The following is a 15,758-nucleotide window of genomic DNA, read 5'->3' on the forward strand; positions in this document are numbered from 1 at the left end:
TTCCCCCCCCCCCCCCCCCCCTCCCCCCTCCTTCCCCCCCCCCCCCCCCCCCCCCCCCCCCCCCCCCCCCCCCCCCCCCCCCCCCCGCCGGTCAGGGCGCGGTGATGCGGTACGTGGCGCCCGCCTGGGTGGCGAACGTGATCACGTTCGCGCTGACCGTGTGGCTCACGGTGCCGCCACCGACCCGGTTGACCACGATGGTCTGGCCCGGCCACGGGTGTTGCAGCCGTACCGTCCGGCCGGCCTCGCTGGTGATGTCGACGTAGCCGACCCGACCGGCCCGGAACTCGCTCGACACCACGAACGCGTCCTTCTCCCGCAGCTTCACGAAGCTCGCGTCCCGGTTCGTCGGCCAGACCGGGAAGAGCCGGATGATCCCGGCGTCGCTCTGCAACAGCAGGTTGTTGACCGCCTCGGTGGCGCCCGCCTTCTCCAGACCGTGCACCCCGTCGCCAATCCGCAGGTTCGCCACCGACCTGGTGTTGATCTGGTTCTTGAGCTGGTCGATCAGGCTCTGCGCCGGGTATCCGACCCGTGCGGCCTGGGTGAAGACCTTCGGGAAGCTGTTGTCCTGGCCCCAGGAGTTCATCGCGTTCAGCGTGTTGACCGCGATCTGCCGGTCGGCGGCCGGAGAGTTGATCCCGAGCACCTCGCCGGGGTGGATGAACTCCAGGTTCACCGTGTTGTCGCCCGGCCGGATGTTGCGGGTGTCCGGCCCGGTGATGGTGCCCGGATCGGCGAGGGCGAAGACCGTCTGGCCGTTGTGGGTCGTTGTCGGCGTGGCCGGCAGGCGGTCCCGGATCTGGGTCCAGGTGGCCCGGTCACCGGCGTCGAGCCCGAGCGTCACGCTCGCGTCGACCAGGGCGGAGAAGAGGTACTTCAGCAGCCCGATGTCGGGGCTCGGGTTGCGCGACCAGGTGCCCTCGTGCGGGCCGGCGTACAACCGGTACCGCTGGGTGGCCGCGTCGTACTCCAGGTAGTGGGTGAAGAAGGTGGCGACCTCCTTCAGGAACGGGTACGCCTTCCCGGACAGGAAGTTCCGGTCCTGGGTGTAGTCGTGGTACGCGATGAACTGCGACGCGGCGAACAGCGAGTTCGCCACCTGCTGGTGGTAGTTGTCGTCGGCGGTCGCGCCGAACGGGGCGATGCCGACCGGGAAGAGCAGCCCGCCGGGCACGCCGCCGCTGGGGAAACGGCTGTTGACGTACGTCGGGTTGACCCGCCGGAGGTCCTGCTGTGCCCGCCGTCGCGCCTCCGGCACGTACGCCAGCAGCAGGTCGTGGTACGGCAGCGCGAGATCGGCCCGGTTGCTCGAATAGGTGCCGTAGAAGTTGGCCATGAAGTTGTAGTTGAGGTGCATGTCCCCGTTGAACATCGGGTAGTCCGTGGTGGCCCAGACGCCGTACAGACCCGGTGCGGTCTTGCCGGCCCGGCTGGACGAGCCGAGCAGGTACAACGAGCCGTAGTAGAACCGTTCGAGCACCTCGTCGTTCAGGTCGACGTACGACCGCAGCCAGTACTGCTTCCACCAGTCCAGGTGCTGGTTGTAGAGGCTGCCGAGGCTGGCGGCGGTCTGCGCGTCGACGAGCCCACGGGCGGCCGGGGTCGGGTCGGCGGGGTTCTGCCCGCCACCGGCCACCCCGGTCACCAGCTGGACCGTCTGGCCCGGTGCCAGGGTGAACACCTGGGTGGCGGTGGCGCCGCCGGCCGTCGGCGGGGCGACCGGCCCGGTGCCGACCAGGCGGGTGGCGAGCGCGGCCCGGGACACCCAGCGGGAGCCGGTCGGGGTGGAGCGGTTGGCCCAGGTGGTGTTGCCGGTGACCCCGGCGGTGTTGGTGAAGCCCGGCTTGGCGTCCTGCGATCCGGACCAGGTCTGCGCCCGCAGTTGGGTGGCGGTCGAGCCGAGCGACTGGATCTGGGTCACCACGATGTTGTCGTTCGCGGCGGTCCAGGTTTTCATCGCCACCGGCACCCCGCCGATCGTCATCGAGGTGGTGATCTCTCCGGTGAGGGTGTGCTGCTCCTCCAGGAAGGGCCCGGACGGTCCGGGCGGTGCCGAGCCCGGTGCGTACAGCTCGAACTGGCCGATCCGGGCGCGTGGGTTGGTGACCGAGTCGGGCGTCGTACCCTGGGTCGGTTCACTGAGGGTGACCCGGACGTAGCGGGCGCCGACCGAGGTGATGGTGCGGTCGGTGACGCCGGCCGTGTTGTTGGTGACCGTGTCGACCGTGGTCCAGGTCGAGCCGTTGCCGACCTGGACGACGAAGTTCTTCGCGTTGTTCGCGGTCTCGTTCGGTCGGGCCGCCCCGTCGTGCCGGAGCACGTAGCGGCCGATGGTCTTCACCGAGCCGAGGTCGAGGGTGAGCGTCTGCGGTTTGCCGACCTCGGACACCCAGCCCTCGTAGCCGGCGGCCCACTGCCCGTTGACCGCGCGGCCCGGCGGGAAGCTCGGGTGGCTGCTGGTCGCCGTCGCGGTGGCGCCGAGGGCGAGGTTGCCCGACGGTGTGCTGGTCACCGGGGCGATCGTCACCCCGCCCAGCGCGACCAGCGACGGGTTCGGGTTACCGGCCCAGAAGTTGCCCTTGGACAGGTAGAAGGTCTTGAACCCGTCGCCGCCACCGGAGGTGACACCGATGTCGCCGTTGCCGAGCAGCGCCGTGTTCGGCATCGTCCGCGACACCGACTCGCTGTACGCCTGGTCGGTCCAGCGTCCCTTGACGCCGGCCAGCAGCTGCTGGATCTCGACCCACTGCTGTTCGGGGGTGGGTGGTGCCGCCTGGGCCGGGGCGGGCGCCACCAGGAGGGTGCCGACGACGGTGCCGAGCAGGGCTGTGGAGAGGGCCCTGCGGTACCGCTGTTGTCGTTTGCCGGTCACGGAATGTCCTTTCTGGGACGGGCGGGGGTTTCCGTGTCCACCGGTGCCGCTTGCGGAACAGCGCCGGACTGGTGAGGTCTAGCGCGGTGCGTCCGTGGGCGAGCGGACCGGCGCGACGTTGAGGTTGGACAGGACGCCGACACCCGGCCGGTGGGCGGTGACGGGTGCGGTGCCGGCGTCCGTGGTGGTGGCGGGGTCCGTGCCGGTGGCGGCGTCGGGGCCGACGAGGTCGGCGAAACCGGGGTCGAAGTCGAACAGTGCCGCCAGCACCGCCTCGGCGGTGGCGGCACCGGCGATCGAGTCGCGGTTGGAGACCCCGCGTTCGGCGACCCGGACCCGGATGTCGGCCGGGTTGTCGTCGAGGATCTCCATCGCCTGGCCCCAGAGCGCCCCGGACGCGGACCGTGGGGTCAGCCGGAGCAGACCGATGGCGAGGTCGGGGCGACCGAGCCGGGCGAGTCCGTGCGCGGTCACCCCCGGCCACGCCCCGAACGCCCCGCCGGCCCCGTGATCCGGTCGGTCCGAACTCTCGGCGACCGGGTCGTCCTTCGCCAACGCCCGCATCCAGGTGCCGGTGAGCAGGTGCCCGGTGACGAAGTCGACCATCTCCCGGCTCCGGGTCGGACCCAGGTCGTCGTGCAACGCCGAGGCGACCAGACCGAAGTCGAGGACGTGCCCGACGGTGTCGGTCCGGTCCGGGTGCCGGATCGACCACCGGCCGCCGTCGACGTACAGGTCCAGCACGGCGGCGGCGAGCGTCTCGGCGTCGGCCCGTGCCCGTACGGCGTCGTCGGTCCGGCCGCGCAGCCGCAGCAGTGCGGCGAGGGAGCGCATCATCGCCACGTAGCCGGCGTTGAGGGAGGCGATCACGTTGAGGTAGTTCGGTACGCACTCCAGTACCCGCCACGCGTCGTCGCCGAAGTCGGCGAGCACCCCGCCGGTGGCGGCGCGGCGCCGGTCCCGCCAGCCGTGGGCGAGCCGCTCCAGGTGCGTGGCGACGGTGACGTCACCGGCCCGCTCGTCCAGGAACGCCAGGTCACCGGTGATGCAGACGTAGTGTTCGACCAGCCGGAACAGGGACAGGTCGGTGGAGGCGTACTCGTTGCCCAGCGGGCCGCCGCGCCGGGTGTCGAAACCGAACGAGTCGCCGTACGGCCCGCTCAGTGCCCGCAGCAGCCAGGCCCTGAGCCCGACCGGTTCGAGCAGCGCGTACATCCGGCTCCACTCGCTGTGGTCCCAGTAGAACGTGGTGGTCGGGCCGAGCCGGGGTCCGCCGGTGAGGAAGACCGGCTCGGTCGGGCTGGCGGTCAGATTGCGCATATACAGAACCAGCAGCGCGCCCATGTAGTAGGCCCGGCCGAGCTGCGGATCGTCCGCCCGGAAGGTGGGCAGGTGCCCGCTGAAGTCGCCGTTGTTCGCGGTGAACATGTTTCGCCAGTGCCGGCGCATTCCGGCCTCGGTCGCGGCCAGGGTCTCGTCGAAGGTCTCCGCCGTGCGGCGGGCCACCCCGGCCACCTCGTCCGGATCCGTGCCGTAGGCGCAGACCACGCCCAGGGTGCGGGTCTCGCCCGGTGCCAGGGTCAGCGACCAGGTCGCCCGTGCCCCGGCGCCGGTCGCGGTCAACGCGGTGGGCGCGGTCGAGAAGGCGTACGCCGCCCGCGCGGCCGAGTCCCGGTCGGCGGTGACCGCCACACCGTCGGCGACGCGCGTGTCCCAGCGTCGGGACCGTGACCAGTGGCCGGTTGCCGCCACCGGCCGGCCGTCGAGCAGCAGGGTGACCCGGTGGTCGGTGAGCCGGACCGAGATTCGGTGCCAGGCGCCGGCCACCAGCGGGGTGTCGCTCCACTCGACCTCGCCGGAGATGCCTACCCAGAGGCCACCGGCGTCGATCCCGAGTTGCAGCGAGTCCGGGTGGTTGCCGTGGGTGAGGATGACGCCGGCCTCGGTCGGTGTGTCCGGGCGGAACTCGAAACTCAGCACCAGGCCGTCGCGCAGTTCGAAGCCGTCCAGGTCGACCCGGCTGGTCGGATCCAGCTCGACCGGGTCGGCGGACTCGAAGACCGTACTGCCGTCGGCGGTGCCGCAGTGCAGGTTGCGGATGCCGCCCCGGGCCGCGCTGCGGTGCGGGTAGACGGTGTCCTCGCTGACGTGCCGGGGCAGCTCGTACTGCATCAGCATCGGTGCCCGGTCCTCGTCACGCTGGATGCCGGGCAGTCGGGGGCGGCCGAGGCGTACCCGCCGGGGGCCGGGGCCGAGCAGGAACGGCGCCCCGTCGCGGGTCGGGCGGGTGCTGTCCCGGATCCGTTCCAGGGTGACGAAGTCGTGGTGGTCGCCGTTGGTCCAGGGCACGTCGTACAGCCAGCCCCAGCCCACCTCGGTCGCGGTGAGCAGGGCGAACAGGTCCTGGTCGAGCGTGTACGTCGCCGTCGCGGCCTGCTCGTTGGTGACCTCGATCCGCCAGAGCAGCAGGTTGCGGGCCAGCGCCATCCGGGAGTCGGTGCGTACGGAGAACCGCCCGCCCCGGTGCTCCCGCTGCACGCCCCACGGCTTCCAGCGGAAACGCTGGGCGTCCGGCACCACACCGTCCACCCGCAGCACCCCGGTGTGGTAGCCGAACGAGTACGGCGGCGCGGCCAGCCAGGACAGCGAGGTCAGGTCGTGGTTCACGTGTCCCTGCCCGTGCTGGTTGCGCAACGAGGGCAGGTGGGCGAGGTCGCGCGCGTCGACCCAGTCGCCGGCCACCTCGTCCAGGTCGGGTACGCCCGGCGGCGGCCGGTTGTCGTCGTCGGGCACGGTACGGGCGGCGGGGTCGGCGGTGGCGGTCACTTGGTCGATCCCGCGGTGAGCCCGGCGATGAACTGCTTCTGCACGGCCAGGTAACCCAGCACCGGCACGATCGCGGCGAGGAACATGATGCCGAACAACTGCCCGTAGTCCACGGAATACTGTCCAATCGTCAGGTACAGGCCGGTGGTGATGGTCTGACCCTGGAGCGGGCCGAGAATGAAGAGCGGGTTCAGGAAGTCGTTCCAGATCCAGAGCGACGAGAAGATCGTCACGGTGGCGGTCGCCGGCCGGACCAGCGGCATCACGATCCGCCACCAGATCCGTACCCCACCGGCCCCGTCCAGGCGGGCCGCCTGGATGACCTCCTCCGGTACCGAGCGCATGAAGCCGACGTAGACGAAGACGGCGAAGGAGAGGTAGCCGCCGCCCAGGTTGGACAGGATCAGGCCGGGGTAGCTGTGGTCGAGGCCGACCCAGGTGAGGATCTTGATGGTGGGCAGCAGGATCACCTGCGGTGGGACCATCAGACCGGCGGCGAGCACGGCGAGTACGGCCGCCCGCGCCCTGGTCCGACGCCGGGAGAGGTAGAAGCTGAAGGCGGCGCTGAGTGGGATCAGCAGCAGCACCGAGCAGACGACCGTGATCAGCGAGTTGCGCAGGCCCAGTTGGATCAGGTTGTCCGGCCGGCCGAGCGCGGTGCTCAGGTTGTCGAGCGTCGGCGGGAGCGGCGGCGCCGCCGGGCTGCGCAGGATCTCCGGCTGGCTCTTGAACGCGTTCACGACCATCAGGTAGATCGGCGCGACGAAGAGCAGGATGACGGCGGCGGCGAGCAGGACGCGTACCCGAGGTCGCAGCCGGCGGATGGCGGTCACAGGTTCACCTCTCGACGGCGCAGCACGTTGGTCACCGACAGCGCGATCACCGCAGAGAGCAGGAGCAGCACCATCGCTACCGACGAGGCGTAGCCGAACCGGTCGGAGGTGAAGGCGAGATGCACGATGTAGAGCGCGGTGGACTGGGTGGAGTCGGCCGGACCGCCGCCGGTCAGTACGGCGATCACGTCGTAGAGCTTCAGTACGGTGATCAGCGAGATGGTGACGCTGATGGTGGTTCCGGGGGCGATCATCGGCCAGGTGACGCGGGTGAACCGCTGCCGGCGGTTGACCCCGTCCAGGGCGGCCATGTCGTGCAACTCCAGCGGGATGTTCTGCAACGCGGCCAGGTAGACCACGGTGGTGAAGCCGGTGAGGATCCAGGCGACCACGACGCCGATCGAGAACAGCGCCAGGTTCGGGCTGCCCAGCCAGGCGACCGGTTCGTCGGTCAGCCCGACCTGTTGCAGCATGCTGTTCAGCAGCCCGTCGCGGGTCAGGATGGTCTGCCAGACGAAGCCGACGATGACGCCGGAGAGCACCTGGGGCAGGAACGCGACCGTACGCATCACCCGGTAGCTCAACGTGGTCCGGTTGAGCAGCATGGCGAAGAGCACGCCGATCGCGTTCGCCGTGACGGTGACGCCGACGGCCAGGATGAGCGTGAAGACCAGGCTGGCCCGCAGTTGCTCGTCCCCGACCGCCTCGCGGTAGTTCTCCAGGCCGACGAAGCTGCTGGTGGACCGCAGCGGGTTCTCGTTGGTGAAACTGCTGCGCAGGCTGAGCAGGAGCGGCAGTACGAGGAAACACACGTACAGTCCGAACGCGACCGCGGCCAGCGCGAACAGGCCCCGGTTCTCCCGGCCCGCTCGACTTCTCCTGCGTGCTCGACCCGTCCGAGTCAAGATGTCACTTCCTTAGCCCGGGTCGGGGTCCGTGCGGGACCCCGACCCGGTTGGTCCGGTTGCCGGTGGGGATGGGGCGGGGCGCGTTACCTGGTGGCGGTGTCCCAGGCCTTGTCGAGCTTGGCGAGTTCGCCCTTGACGTCGGAGTTGGTGAACAGCGCCTGGCTGGCGGCGTAGAAGTCGTTGTTGACCCCCGGCGGCAGCGCGTCGTCGTTGGTGGCCCAGCTGATCGAGCTGACCTTGGTGTTCTGGTCGGTGACGTACCTGTACGAGTCCTTGAAGACCTGGGTCACGGTCACGCCGTAGTCGTCCAGGGTCTTGCCCTTGAGCATCGGGAAGGCGCCGTCACCCTCGATCAGGGCCTTGAGGTTCTTCGGGTCCAGCGACCAGGCCTGCGCGAACTTGGTCGCGCCCGGGATGTCCCTGCTCTTCGCGCTGATCGCCATCGAGCCACCGACGGTGAACGGGATGACCAACGACCCGTCGTCGGTCGGCCAGGGGAAGACGCCGAAGTTGTCGGCGTTCTCCTTCGGCACCGAGCCGAGGAACCAGCTTCCCATCGGGTACATGGCGGACTTGCCGCCGGTGAAGCGGGTGATCGAGTCGGCGTACTTCACGCCCAGCGCGCCCTTGTCGAAGTAACCGTTGCCGACCAGGGTGCGGTACTTGTTGACGGCGGTGACGACGTTGTCGTCGGTGAACTTGACCTTGCCCGCGTACCGGTCCTGGAGCCAGTCGGGGTTCTTGCCCAGTACGTCGGCGCTGATGATGCCGACCAGCGGCATGCCGGCCGCGAACGGGTCGCCGCCGCCGAGTTCGATCGGGTTGATGCCGGCGGCCTTGAGCTTGTCGCAGACGGTCAGGAACTCGGCCCAGTTCGTCGGCGGGGTCACGTTCGCCCTGGCGAAGAGCTCCTTGTTGTAGAAGACCTGGGGGATGACCTGCGAGTTGGTCGGGGGAATGTAGACCTTGCCCTTGAGGGCGTTGCCCTCCGGCAGCAGGAAGTTGGCGTTCACCCAGGTCTGGTCGTACGGCTGGAGCAGGCCGGCGCCGACGAAGTTCGCCGGGGTGATGGATTGCAGCAGGTCCGGGAACTGTCCGGCGGCCTGGAGTTGCTTGGCGTACGCGTCCCGGTCGGTGTTCGGCGAGGTGATCCGGTTGATGGTGACGCCGGGTGCCTGCTGCTGGGCGGAGGCGATCGAGTCGGTCCAGAAGGTGGACGTGAGGCTGGGCGTCTCGAACGTCAGGTAGGTCAGGGTGCTCTCGCCGCCGCCGCTGTCGCTGTCGGAGCAGGCGGTGGTGAGGGCGAGCGCGCCGACGAGGCACGCCGCCAACAGGGGCTTGCGGATCAAGAGGGTCCTCCTGGCGATTCATGGTGGGGGTGCTGGAGTAACCAGGCTGGCTCGCGGGGGAGAGACCCCGGGAGGGTTCCAGGGTGGCGAAGTGGGATAACGTTATCCCGAGGATAGGAAGTTTCCGGGGCGTGTCAAGACTGTTGCTCTGATCGAAACTGATCGGGTGCGGGCGCCGCGGTCCGCGGGGCGAGAGGGAGAATCACGGCGATGACTGAGCGTATGGCGCAGGACACCGCCGGGCACCGCCGTCGCAAGCGGCCGACCATGCGGGACGTGGCCCGGGAGGCCGGGGTGGCGCTGCGTACCGTCTCCCGGGTGGTCAACGGTGACCCGACGGTCGGTGAGCACCTGGTCGGCCGGGTCCGCGCGGCCATCACCGCGCTGGACTACGAGCCCGACGAACGGGCCCAGCAGCTCCGCCGCGGGGTCAGCGGGACCATCGGCGCGGCGGTGCGCAACCTCGCCGACGCCCACCCGGTGCTCAGCGCGGTCGACCGGGCCGCCCGGGCCGCCCGGCTGACCGTGCTGGCGATGTCGACCGAGGACGAGGAGCAGCGGGAACGCGAGGCGGTGATGTCCATGTGCCGCCGTCGGGTGGACGGCATCATCCTGGAACCGATCAGCGTCAACCACCAGTACCTGGCCGCCGAGGTGGCGGCCGGGATGCCGCTGGTCGCGGTGGACCGGCCGACCGGTGGCCTGGCCGCCGACACCGTGCTCTCGGACAACGCGGGCGGCATCGGCCTGGCCTTCCGCCACCTGGTACAGCACGGCCACCAGCGGATCGCCTACATCGGCGACGACGAACGGATCTTCACCGGCCGGGAACGGGCGGCCGCCTTCCGGGCCTGCGTCACCGCGCACGGCGGCCCGCTGGACGGCATGGTGCACCCCGGCGCGCTCGAACCGGCCCGGATCGCCGCCGCGCTGGAGGTCGCCCTCGGTGGTCCGGCACCGGCGACCGCGCTGATCACCGGCAACGCCACCGCCACCGTGGAGGTGCTGCGGCGGCTCGGTGCCGACGCCGGCCGGCTCGCCCTGGTCGGCTTCGACGACTTCCTCCTGGCCGACCTGCTCCGCCCGGCCCTCACCGTGGTCGCCCAGGACAGCGCCGCGATCGGGCGGACCGCGATCGAACTGCTGCTGGCCCGGTCCGCCGACCCCGCCCACCCGGTGCAGAGCGTGACCGTTCCGGTGGAACTGGTGCCGCGCGGCTCGGGCGAACTGCGCCCGTAGCCCGCCCCGCGTGACCCGGTCCGGCACCGGTGCGTCGTGGCCGGTCCGGGGCGGTGCCGGCGCGGAGAACCGGGTCGTAGGCTGGCCTGCGTGCCTCGCCCCGTCCCTGAACGCGCGACCCGCGCGGCGACCGGTCCGAGCCGGTCCGAGCGGTGTCGGGCGACCGGTCGGCGGTCCGCCCGTGCGGGCGTCTCGAAGGCGGTTCCAGATAACGTTATTCTCGCGGTCCGGGCCGGCGCGGCCACCGCCCGTTCCGGACCCGTACCCCCCCGGAGAGGACGGATCCATGGAAGACGTGCGGATCGAGTTCGACGTTCCCGCGCGGATGCGCGACGGCATCATCCTGCGCGCCGACGTCTTCCGGCCGGCGCAGGGCGGCCCCTGGCCGGTGCTGCTCGTCCGGTCGCCCTACAACAAACAGGATCCGGGCATCCTGGCCCTCCTCAACCCGCTCGCCGCGGTCCGCCGCGGTTACCTGGTGGTCATCCAGGACACCCGTGGCCGGTACCGGTCCGAGGGGGAGTGGGAGCCGCTGCGACACGAGCAGACCGACGGGTACGACTCCGTACGCTGGGCGGCGACCCTGCCCGGCGCGAACGGCCGCGTCGGCATGTACGGCCCCAGCTACCTGGGCAACGCCCAGTGGATGGCGGCGGCCGGCAAGCCCCCGGAGCTGACCGCCATCGCCCCCGCGTTCACCTGGTCGGAACCCTTCGACGGGCTGTTCGGCCGGGGCGGGGCGATCGAGCTCGGCCTCGGCGGCAACTGGTCCCTGCAACAGGGGGCGAACCAGATCGGGCGCAGGTTCCACGACCAGCCGCAGGAGCGGCACCGCCGACTGGTCGCCCTGGTGGCCGAACTGGACACGCTGGCCGACGGTGGCTACTGGGAGCTACCCGCCGACGCGTTCCCGGCCTTCGCCCGGCACGAGGTCCCCGACCTGGGCTACCAGCGGGCGCTGGCCGACCCGGAGGCGGTCGCCGCCTGCCGGGTCAGCGACAACTACGACCAGATCGACCTGCCCACCCTCAACATCGGCGGCTGGTACGACGTGTTCATCCAGGGCACCCTGGACAACTACCGGGCGATGAGCGCCGCCGGTCGACCCGCCCGGTTGCTCGTCGGACCCTGGACGCACCGCAGCCAGGGCGGGCACCAGCAGGGTGAGGTCAACTTCGGCCTGGCCGCCAGCGAACGCAGCCTCGACCTGCGGACCACCCTGACCGACGTCCAGCTCGACTGGTTCGACGAGTGGTTGCGGCCGGACCAGGTGGCCGGGCCCGTCGCGACGACCGGGCCGGTGCGGCTGTTCATCACCGGTGTCAACCGGTGGCGCGACGAGCCCGACTGGCCGTTGGCCCGAGCCGTGGACACCGCGCTGTACCTCGGCCCGGACGGCACCCTCGTGGTCGACGCGCCCGCACCGGACACCGAGCCGGACACCTTCCGGTACGACCCGGCCGACCCGGTCCGCACCCACGGCGGCCAGATCCTGATGGCCGGCGAGTACCCGCCCGGCCCGTTCGACCAGCACCGGGTCGAGCGCCGGGCCGACGTGCTGGTCTACACCGGCGCCCCGCTCACCGAGGACCTGGAGGTGACCGGGCGGGTCCGGATGGTGCTGGTCGCCGGATCGAGCGCACCGGGCACCGACTGGGTGGCCCGGCTCTGCGACGTCGACCCGGACGGCGTCTCCCGCAACCTCACCGACGGGATCGTCCGGGTCCGTGAGACACCCGGTGAGCCGGTGGAACACGAGATCGACCTGTGGTCGATCGGGCACGTCTTCCGCCGTGGTCACCGGCTGCGGGTCCAGGTCACGTCGAGCAACTTCCCCCGCTGGGACCGCAACCTGAACAACGGCGGGACCGGTACGACGGCGGTGGTCGCGGAGCAGACCGTGTACCACGACGCGGGCCGACCGTCCCGGATCGTCCTGCCGGTCGTGCCGGGCGGGGAGCCGGCCTGAGTCTCCCGTGCCCGGGTCGGAGGTGGTCGACCCGGGCACGGGTGACCCGGCGGCGGTGCGGCCGCCGGGTGCCGTCACACCGGGCGGGAGGTGACGATGACGCCGAGGCACATCTCGTCGCTGGTGCCCTCACCCCAGACCACGTAACGCGGCGGCAGTGGCTGCAACTGGGGTAGCTGCCGTCGCAGGTTCGCGTCGTGGGTACAGGTGACCCGGTAGGTGTCGCCGGCCTGCACGGTGACCGGTTCGGTCAGGGGCCGCATGGCCTGGGAGTCGAAGTCGTACGCGGGGATGTCGAGCAACGTACGTGCCTTCGGGGTGTCCGGGTTCAGTTCCACCCTGATCGACCGTCCGAGCAGGTGCATGTGACCGGCGAGGGCGTACAGCGTGGCCGGCTCGCGAACTCGCTGGTCGCAGTGCTGGACGGGCCCGGCGACCGGGGCCCGGCCGCCGTTGCAGTAGCCGTTGAGCTGGTCGACCGTCGTCCGGGCGGTGTCGCCGAACCGGGACGTCACGTCGGCGACGGCCGCCTGCCGGTCGCAGAGCGGCCCGGACTCGCCGTCGGCACAGGGCAGCTCGACCGGGGCCATGACCACTGCGGTGTCCAGCGGTACGGTGCTGGCCCCGCCGTCGGTCAGCCGCAGCCGGATTCCGGACCGGTCGGTGCCGACCGCTCCGGCGGGTGCGCCGAGCAGGTTGTAGTGGAGCTGCATGACGAGTTGGCTGCCGGGCGTCATCGGGTAACCGAGGTTGGGGTCGAGCAGCGTCTCGTTCGCGCCGGGCGCCCAGTGCGCCACCCAGGCCGGGTCGTCGCCGATGCCGCTGTTGCCGAAGCAGGTCCAGCCGTCGCCCGGCGTACGGTCGTCCAGGTCGCGGGCGGCGGCCGCGTCGGTCGGATCCACCCGGAAGAAGATCGCGTGATGGACGAGGTCGGTGTTCTGCGGCAGGAACTGGCTGCCGGTCAGGAAGGCCGGGCTGGTCAGCGCCGGGTCGACCAGGAAGCAGCGGTACTCGTCGGTGCCGCCGTTCGGGGCCGACGGCGTGTACGGCCGTGGCATGGAGAGGTTGACGAACCGCTCCCCGTCGCGCAGCGGCGCCGGTGCGGGCGGGTCGAAGCGGCTGTCGTGGCCGCCGTGTCCGGCACCGCTGGGCGACGGAGCCGCGGTGCCGGAACCGCCGGGATCGGCATTCGGCGAGCAGGACACGGTCAGCAGGAGTACGGCACTGAACAAGGCGGCTGTGCCGAGGGAGCGCTGGACAGGTCGGACGATTTCCATGGCTGCCTCCGGTCGGGCTGGGAAATCCGTTCGGTGTTTCCCGAACGGATCAGGCACCACTCGGTGTGAGCGGGCAATATCGCTCTGTGACCGAGCGTCAGCGTACCGGGAGGACATCGGGGGAATCTCCGACGACACTGTCGATGTCGCACATCAGACAATATGCAGAATAAAAGCGAACTACTTCCACATTTAAAGCTCGGGTTATCGATCGGCCGGGAAATACCGCTGCGTCAGGTTGTTGTGGAACTTGCCGGTCGGGTCGTACCGGTCCCGCAGGTGGCGGAAGTCGTCCCACCGCTCGTAGCGCTCCCGCAGCACCTCGACGCCCATGCCGAAAAGCTTTCCCCAGTGGGGCCGGGCCGCGTACGGGGCCAGCACCCGCTCGATCTCGGCCAGTACCGGGGTCACCGCCGGGGTGTCCCTGACCCAGGTGAAGTGGAGGGCCACACTCTCGCGCCGGTAGCTCGGGCTCAGCCAGAGGTCGTCGGCGGCGATCGTACGGATCTCCGAGATCTGCAACACCGGCGTGATCAGGTGCGCGATGGTGGCCAGGGCGTCCAGCGCGGCAGGGGCGTCGGACCGGGGTACCAGGTACTCCGACTGGAGTTCCTCCCCGCTGCTCGGGGTGAACTCCAACCGGAAGTGCGGCAGCCGGGCGTGCCACGGACCAGGCACGCCCAGTTGCTCGGTGCAGTTCACCACGGCCATTCCCGGCACCGGATGCAGGGCCACGTCGGCCAGGGTCGCGCCGTACCAGTTCCCCGGTACGGGCTGCGCGGCGTCGGGACCGTCGACCCGGAGCTTGCGCCAGACCTGGTTGATCCGGTCGCCGGTCCAGTCGGTGAACAGGCTGACGCTGTAGCCGCCGCCGAGGACCTCGTCGAAGTGCTCACGCAGCCCCTCGCCGGGCAGGTCCCGGTACACGTACTGCCGCACGTCGTAGGTCGGCTCGACGGCCAGGGTCAGCGCGGTGACGATGCCGAACGCGCCCAACCCCACAACCATGCCGGGAAAGTCGGTGCTGTCGCCGTCCCGGCTCACCGTGACCAGTTCACCGTCGGCGGTGACCAGCTCCATCGCGGTGACGGCGGTGGCCAGACCGCCGTTGCGTTCGCCGGAGCCGTGGGTTCCGGTGGCGCAGGCGCCGGCTACCGAGATGTGCGGTAGCGAACCGAGGTTGTGCAGGGCGTAGCCCTGCGCGTAGAGGTGCGCGGCCAGTTCCCCGTAGCGGGTCCCGGCGCTCACGGTCACGGTGCGACGCTCCGGATCGATCTCCATCCGCTCCGGCAGGCCGGCGACCGAGACAAGATCACCGGAGGTGTCCGCGATGCGGTTGAAGGAGTGGGCGGTACCGAGTGCCCGTACCCGCTCGCTGCCGGCCACGAGGTGCCGCAGTTCGGTGAGCGAGGACGGGCGGTGGAATCGCCGGGCGCCGAACGAGATGTTCCCGGCCCAGTTGGTCCGGGGACCGCTCGCCGATGCGGATGTCGGTCCGGTGGTCGGTGCGGAGGTCATCGGCGGTCCTGTCTGCGCGAGGTGGGCCGGCACCGCCGAAACGGAGCCGGAGCGGAGCCGAAACGGAGCCGGAGCGTGCCGCCACCGGGTACGCAGCGGCACACCGTACCAAGATTGCTCCGAGGTCGGGTGCGCGCCAAGGACGTCGGTGGCACGATCACCGGGCGGATCGGATGACCGGGTCGACACCGGCCGTCCGGGCGGCCCCGCTCGACGGGGCCGCCGGCAACCGCGTACGACCCCTGAGCGACACCCCTGGAAGAAGGCGATGATGACCACACCCTCGATCCCCGGAACCGGCGACCTGCCACCGGGACCCGCCGGCAAGCCCGTGCCGCCCGCGGCCGGCGGCGCCGTACCCGAGCTGGCACCGCCCACGGTGACCGTGGCGACGTACCCCGACTACCCTTCGGCCCAGCGCGCCGTCGACTACCTGTCCGACAGCGGTTTCCCGGTCCAGCACACCGCGATCGTCGGCACCGGACTGCGTCTGGTGGAGAACGTCATCGGCCGGTTGACCACCGGCCGCGCGGCGACGGCCGGAGCGGCGAGCGGGGCCTGGTTCGGGCTCTTCATCGGGCTGCTGTTCGGCATCTTCAGCAGCTCGGGCTGGTTCGGGGTGCTGATCGCCTCGGTGGCGATCGGTGCGGTCTGGGGCGCGATCTTCGGTGCCAGCGCGCACGCGATGACGCGAGGTCGGCGTGACTTCACCTCACGCAGCTCCCTTCAGGCCGAGCAGTACGGCATCGCCGTCGACGCCGAACACGCCGAGCAGGCCCGTCAGTTGATCGTCCGGCTGAACTGGCGTTCCAGCGAGTCCGGCGCGGCCAGCTGACCGCACCACCCGTACGCCGGCGGCACCAGGGGGGGGGGGGGGGGGTGGGGGGGGGGGGGGGGGGGGTGGGGGGGGGGGGGTGGGGGGGGGGGGGGGGGGTCGTGCGCGGGAGGGGGTAGGGGAGGGCGG

10 protein-coding genes are annotated in these 15,758 nt (G+C 71.0%); 3 read left to right on the forward strand and 7 right to left on the reverse strand.

All coding sequences use genetic code 11. The features are described from left to right. Positions 1–91: 91 nt before the first annotated feature. From ACZ6QQ_RS10860 to ACZ6QQ_RS10880, 5 genes are all read right to left on the reverse strand, one after another. Positions 92–2,875, reverse strand: a complete 2,784-nt coding sequence (locus tag ACZ6QQ_RS10860; RefSeq protein WP_465875753.1) for a discoidin domain-containing protein — start codon at positions 2,873–2,875, stop codon at positions 92–94. 78 nt (positions 2,876–2,953) lie between these two features. Beyond that, positions 2,954–5,701 carry a hypothetical protein gene (locus ACZ6QQ_RS10865; RefSeq protein WP_465875754.1) on the reverse strand — a complete coding sequence of 916 codons (2,748 nt, stop codon included), beginning with the start codon at positions 5,699–5,701 and terminating at the stop codon, positions 2,954–2,956. After that, positions 5,698–6,534: a carbohydrate ABC transporter permease gene (locus tag ACZ6QQ_RS10870; protein ID WP_465875755.1), complete on the reverse strand. Its 837-nt coding sequence runs from the start codon at positions 6,532–6,534 to the stop codon at positions 5,698–5,700. Before ACZ6QQ_RS10870 ends, ACZ6QQ_RS10865 begins: the two co-directional genes overlap by 4 nt. Continuing rightward, on the reverse strand, positions 6,531–7,439 hold the full coding sequence (locus tag ACZ6QQ_RS10875) for a carbohydrate ABC transporter permease (protein ID WP_465875756.1): 909 nt from the start codon (positions 7,437–7,439) through the stop codon (positions 6,531–6,533). Before ACZ6QQ_RS10875 ends, ACZ6QQ_RS10870 begins: the two co-directional genes overlap by 4 nt. An 86-nt stretch (positions 7,440–7,525) precedes the next feature. Then, entirely contained in the window at positions 7,526–8,791 is a 1,266-nt protein-coding gene (locus ACZ6QQ_RS10880) for an ABC transporter substrate-binding protein (protein WP_465875757.1), read from the reverse strand. 210 nt (positions 8,792–9,001) lie between these two features. On the opposite strand from ACZ6QQ_RS10880, the gene ACZ6QQ_RS10885 reads away from it, so the two are divergent. After that, on the forward strand, positions 9,002–10,030 hold the full coding sequence (locus ACZ6QQ_RS10885) for a LacI family DNA-binding transcriptional regulator (RefSeq protein ID WP_465875758.1): 1,029 nt from the start codon (positions 9,002–9,004) through the stop codon (positions 10,028–10,030). 286 nt (positions 10,031–10,316) lie between these two features. Next, positions 10,317–11,999 carry a CocE/NonD family hydrolase gene (locus ACZ6QQ_RS10890; RefSeq protein ID WP_465875759.1) on the forward strand — a complete coding sequence of 561 codons (1,683 nt, stop codon included), beginning with the start codon at positions 10,317–10,319 and terminating at the stop codon, positions 11,997–11,999. 74 nt (positions 12,000–12,073) lie between these two features. Here the strand turns inward: ACZ6QQ_RS10890 and ACZ6QQ_RS10895 are convergent, their stop codons facing one another. Both ACZ6QQ_RS10895 and ACZ6QQ_RS10900 read right to left on the reverse strand, forming a co-directional pair. Next, positions 12,074–13,276 carry a monooxygenase gene (locus ACZ6QQ_RS10895; protein WP_465875760.1) on the reverse strand — a complete coding sequence of 401 codons (1,203 nt, stop codon included), beginning with the start codon at positions 13,274–13,276 and terminating at the stop codon, positions 12,074–12,076. A 204-nt stretch (positions 13,277–13,480) separates the two neighbouring features. Next, positions 13,481–14,794, reverse strand: a complete 1,314-nt coding sequence (locus tag ACZ6QQ_RS10900) for a D-arabinono-1,4-lactone oxidase (protein WP_465875761.1) — start codon at positions 14,792–14,794, stop codon at positions 13,481–13,483. A gap of 271 nt (positions 14,795–15,065) precedes the next feature. Between ACZ6QQ_RS10900 and ACZ6QQ_RS10905 the strand changes: the two genes are divergently transcribed. After that, complete coding sequence (locus tag ACZ6QQ_RS10905; RefSeq protein WP_465875875.1) at positions 15,066–15,629, forward strand: YflT domain-containing protein; 564 nt, start codon at positions 15,066–15,068, stop codon at positions 15,627–15,629. The last annotated feature ends 129 nt before the right edge of the window (positions 15,630–15,758 follow it).

Source organism: Micromonospora sp. NPDC049529 (assembly GCF_055586685.1).

Excerpts from the sequence above, each read along its gene's own strand:
- ACZ6QQ_RS10885 (WP_465875758.1), top strand. The coding sequence starts at position 9,002 with ATGACTGAGCGTATGGCGCAGGACACCGCCGGGCACCGCCGTCGCAAG.
- ACZ6QQ_RS10895 (WP_465875760.1), bottom strand. The coding sequence starts at position 13,276 with ATGGAAATCGTCCGACCTGTCCAGCGCTCCCTCGGCACAGCCGCCTTG.
- ACZ6QQ_RS10900 (WP_465875761.1), bottom strand. The coding sequence starts at position 14,794 with ATGACCTCCGCACCGACCACCGGACCGACATCCGCATCGGCGAGCGGT.
- ACZ6QQ_RS10890 (WP_465875759.1), top strand. The coding sequence starts at position 10,317 with ATGGAAGACGTGCGGATCGAGTTCGACGTTCCCGCGCGGATGCGCGAC.
- ACZ6QQ_RS10905 (WP_465875875.1), top strand. The coding sequence starts at position 15,066 with ATGACCACACCCTCGATCCCCGGAACCGGCGACCTGCCACCGGGACCC.